Consider the following 4,655-nt stretch of genomic DNA (forward strand, 5'->3'; position numbering starts at 1 on the left):
GTTGAAGGCAGGCTTCTTCGGCATTTGTAAATTGTGATAAAGGATTTTCATGCCCTTCCCATTTTACTTTTGGTCCGGAACCTTGGAAGCTGATAGGCTGGAAGACATCTTTTTTGTTTTCTGCGAAAAGGGATTTTATCTGATTTTGGGAGAACTCCAATTTTTGTAGCCTTTCGACCGTATCTCCAAAATGGGAAGCTATCCTGTTGACCTGCACTTCATATTCTTTGCCAAGGAAAATCCGTGCGCCCTTGACTTTGGTACCATCGGGTTGTAGGAAACTCAGGCAGTCGCTTTCCAATTCTTCGGCAGTCAATGTTTCCTGATCAAAAGGATTCAAGGAAATGCTCCAGGTTCCTGTTGAAATCAGGATAAAAGGCCGGTCCATCAATCGGATGTAAGGAAGCAGTGCGGCTGAACTGTCGTGCATCCCAAATCCGATTTTAACTCTCTGTCCAAAGAGATTTTTTTCAATCCCGGAATCTGTCGGGAAAGGAGGAAGAATACTGTCGATGTTTGATTTTTTTACCCATTGGGCAAAATCATTTTTTCCATAATCCCAAAAGCAGGTGTGGCAACCCACTCCTGTATAGTCGTTCCATCTTTCCCCTGTCAGAATAAAAGAAAAGTATTGGGGAAGGTGGAAGCTGAATCGGATTTTTTTGAAGAGTTCGGGTTTCTCATGTTTCAGCCAATAAAGCTGGAAGCCGCTGTTGAGCATTCTCAGAGCCGGGCTTGCGGTTTTTTGGAGGAGATTTTCTTCTTCTGCCAAAAACTTTTCCCAAAGGGATTCAGGCACAGGTTTCAGGTAATTGTAGAAAGGAGTACAAACTTTTCCGGCTTTATCGACATGTACCAAACTGGCTCCATAAGCGGAAAAGTTGATTCCGATAACCCGGTATTTTGGATCTTTTAGGAATTTTTCGGTTACGCCCAAAACCCAATTGCTGACCTTCATCAAGTCATCGCAGGGAAAACCATCATCGTCTTGGATCTCTGCCACGTGCATGCTCGACTCCTCAAGGATCTCAAAGTCAGGGTTGTAGAGAATGGCTTTTTTGTTTGTTTTCCCAATATCAAAGATCAGAAAGGCTTCCATAAAATTACAGATAGGAATAATGCTAACCCATGGAATTCCGATCCAACAGGTTATTTTGGGGTTGAGAATTTTGACTAATTTTCTCCTAAGATGGTAATAAAAGAAGGTTTTTTAAACCCAAATTATTCAAAATTTTGCATTTTTGTTTGGTACGGACAGTGCAGGATAGCGGCTGGATTTTTATTCTTTTATTTACCTGATTAACCCGGTCATATGAGCGATCAAACCCAAAATAAAACCATTGCCGTCAATGAATACGAGCGGGAACCTGTTCCCAAATCTGCCCAAAAAGGTTGGCGGAGTTTCTTGGGAATGTATGCCGGAGAGCATACTGCGGGGACAGAATTTGTCATAGGGCCGCTCTTTGTGGCTCATGGGGTTGGAGCTTTTGATTTTTTTGTAGGATTGATTTTGGGAAATATATTGGCTGTTTTGAGTTGGGGACTGATGACGGCGCCGATAGCGACTTCAAAAAGAATGACGCTGTATTACCAATTGGAGCGGATCTGCGGGTACAAGATGGTGTCGATCTACAATGTGGTCAATGCGCTGATGTTTTGCTTTTTGGCGGGATCGATGATTGCGGTTTCGGCGACAGCAGTTGGCATTCCGTTTAACCTGACCATGCCGACCTTGACCACATGGCTGCCTACCTCTGTGGGATGGGTTTTGGCGGTTTTGTTGATCGGATTTGTAACCACTTTGGTTGCAATCAAAGGCTACAACCAAGTGGCAAGGTTTGCGAATGTGGCTGCACCTTGGATGATTTTGATTTTTATTTCCGCAGCTTTGGCAATATTGCCTCAGCTTGGGGTTACACGGGTTTCGGAGTTTTGGGCAGTCGCCAATAAAGTGATCTGGACAGGAGTTCCGTTGGAAGGGGTGAGCAAATTTTCCTTTTGGCATGTGCTGTTCTTTGCCTGGTTTTGCAATATGGCGATGCACATCGGGATGTCCGATTTGACGATTCTCCGCTATGCCAAATCCTGGAAATATGGTTTCCTTTCCTTTTCAGGAATGTTTATCGGACATTTTATCGCATGGATTTCCTCAGGCATTTTGTATGCAGCCTTTCTTCAAAGCAGTAATTTCTCCACCGAATTTGCGCCTGGGCCGATTGCGTATGGAGCAGCCGGAATTGCCGGAGCGGTATGTGTGGTCATCGCCGGTTGGTCCACTGCCAATCCTACGATCTACCGTGCAGGACTGGCTTTGCAGGGTGTTTTCCCAAAAATGAAAACCTGGAAAGTGACCGCTTGGGTCGGTGCGGTGACAAGCATTGCGGCATGCTTTCCGGCTTTGGTGATGAAGCTCTTGGATTTTGTGGCACTATATGGCTTGGTATTGATGCCGATGGGTGCGGTGATATTTGCGGATTTTTACCTTTCTCCAAGGTTTGGGATTACACAGGAAATGGCGTATAATCGGAACATCTCCTTTTCCAATGCTACTTTCTTTACATGGCTGATTACTTTGGGAATCTGTCTGGGATTGAATCTTGGGCTTGGGATTGACATATTTTTCCTTGGTTTGCCGGGATGGTTTATAGCGGTAATCACATTTTTGATTTTGTCAAAGGTTTTATATCCACAAAAAAAGGAGGCGCTCGTATGAAAATTCTATTGGTAATTCTATCCTATATCGGTCTTGGGTTGTCCATCATTCCGTCGGTTTTGGTGTTTTTGGGCAAAATGGACATGCAGACAAATACAACCCTCATGGCTTTCGGGATGGTGTTGTGGTTTGGGACTTCGCCTTTTTGGATCAACAGTAAAACAGACAAGGACAATGCTACTGACAACTGAAAACATAAAGGAAGCCAATACCAAAGGATTGGAAAGTCATCAGCGGAGCCTTGAAGCTTTGTCATGGCAATTGGCAAGAGAAGGTAAATCTTTAGGGGAATTGATTGACAAAATCAGCCGCTTTCAGATTGCTGTTCCAAGTTGGGCCTTGGGTGCCGGAGGAACGAGATTTGGAAGATTTGGAATCGGGGGAGAACCTAGGTCTTTGGAAGAAAAAATCGAAGATATAGGGCTTTTGGCCAAACTTACCAAAAGTACAGATGCTGTTTCTCTGCATATTCCTTGGGACATTCCATCGGATTATGCCGCTATTATCCAACTTGCAAAAAGCCACAGCATCGGTTTTGATGCCGTCAATTCCAATACCTTTCAGGATTATGGGCAGGAGAAAAGTTACAAATTTGGTTCGCTGAGTCACAATGACCCAAAGGTCAGGGAACAGGCAGTTGCCCACAATAGACAAGTGATTGAAGTTGGGGAAAAGTTGGGGAGCAAAGGACTGACAGTTTGGTTGGCTGATGGAAGTAATTTCCCCGGACAACAGAGTTTCCGCAGGGCATTGGACAATACATTTGAATCCCTTCAAAAAATCTATGGGTCAATGCCCGAGGACTGGAAATTATTGTTGGAGTACAAGCCTTATGAACCGAATTTTTACAGTACAGTGATTCCGGGTTGGGGTACCTCGCATTTGCTGTGCAGGCAATTGGGAGATCGGGCAAAAGTCTTGGTTGACCTTGGGCACCACCTTCCCAATACCAATATCGAGCAGATTGTGGGGATTTTATTGGGACAAAACATGTTGGCAGGGTTCCATTTCAACGATTCGAAGTTTGGAGACGATGACCTGACCACAGGAAGTATCAAGCCTTATCAGTTGTTTTTGATATTCCTGGAATTGGTTGCCGGAACCGAAGATGGCTGTCAGGCTTGGGAAAGTATTTCTTGGATGATCGATGCGAGCCACAATACCAAAGACCCTTTGGAGGACCTGATGCAGGCTTTGGAAGCAATCAAGATTGCCTACGCCAAGTCGCTTTTGGTTGATCGCAAAAAACTGACTGAATACCAACTGAATGGAGATATAGTGATGGCGCAGGAAATCCTTCAAAACGCCTTTCTGACAGATGTGAGGCCATTGATTAAAGAAGCAAGGCTGCAATCCGGCGGTGCTTTGGATCCAATTTCTATTTACCGAAAACATGAAATCCGAAAGCAGCTAATTCAAAAAAGGGGAGAAAATACTAGAGCGACGGGGTTGTAGGATTTTGGCTTTTAGCTTTATTTTAATTCCATTCGCCCATTCAGTGGCTTCATTGACTTTTCTTAAGGATAACACAGAAGGTTGTCAGTGGAGACACTGACAACGGCTATAAAAACAATTTTTCAATTACCAAAAACCGACTTCAAAATCAAATCCTGGATTTCAATCGGGGAGAGTTTGTCTTTGGAATTCAAGGCTTGGTCTTGGCTGATAAATACGGGATGGTCCAAACTGTCTTTGGGAATGGCACCGTGCGAACCTTTGACCAAGGTAGCATCCAAAGGAATAATGTCCATCAGGTACCGAAAACCAAGCTTTTTCTTAAGGATTTTGAGTCCAATAGTTGCTTTGAGCATTTTTATATTTGGATCGGCAAACATCTCTACAGGATCATATCCCGGTTTGCGGTGGATGTCCACACAGCGGGCATAATCTGGTGCTTTGGCATCATCCAACCAAAAATAATACGTAAACCAGGAATCCTTGT

Annotated in this window: 4 protein-coding genes and 1 pseudogene; 3 read left to right on the forward strand and 2 right to left on the reverse strand. The window is 44.1% G+C overall.

The window, feature by feature from the left end:
* On the reverse strand, window positions 1–1,099 hold a 1,099-nt coding region (locus ACZFYI_RS16015; RefSeq protein WP_462525136.1), incomplete at its 3' end, for an FGGY family carbohydrate kinase.
* A gap of 213 nt (window positions 1,100–1,312) precedes the next feature.
* Between ACZFYI_RS16015 and ACZFYI_RS16020 the strand changes: the two genes are divergently transcribed.
* The 3 genes from ACZFYI_RS16020 to ACZFYI_RS16030 are packed head-to-tail and all read left to right on the forward strand — an operon-like array spanning window position 1,313 to window position 4,168.
* Complete coding sequence (locus ACZFYI_RS16020; protein ID WP_462525137.1) at window positions 1,313–2,713, forward strand: purine-cytosine permease family protein; 1,401 nt, start codon at window positions 1,313–1,315, stop codon at window positions 2,711–2,713.
* Window positions 2,710–2,904 (forward strand): hypothetical protein, encoded by a 195-nt coding sequence (locus tag ACZFYI_RS16025; protein ID WP_462525138.1) that lies wholly within the window; start codon window positions 2,710–2,712, stop codon window positions 2,902–2,904. The genes ACZFYI_RS16020 and ACZFYI_RS16025 overlap by 4 nt, the downstream gene beginning before the upstream one ends.
* The gene (locus ACZFYI_RS16030) at window positions 2,888–4,168 is read left to right on the forward strand and encodes a TIM barrel protein (protein ID WP_462525139.1); all 1,281 of its coding nucleotides are present in this window, start codon (window positions 2,888–2,890) and stop codon (window positions 4,166–4,168) included. Before ACZFYI_RS16025 ends, ACZFYI_RS16030 begins: the two co-directional genes overlap by 17 nt.
* A gap of 122 nt (window positions 4,169–4,290) precedes the next feature.
* Here ACZFYI_RS16030 and ACZFYI_RS16035 read toward each other — a convergent pair.
* Window positions 4,291–4,655: pseudogene (locus ACZFYI_RS16035) on the reverse strand (alkaline phosphatase family protein); the annotation flags it as partial.

This window comes from Aquiflexum sp., assembly GCF_977115555.1.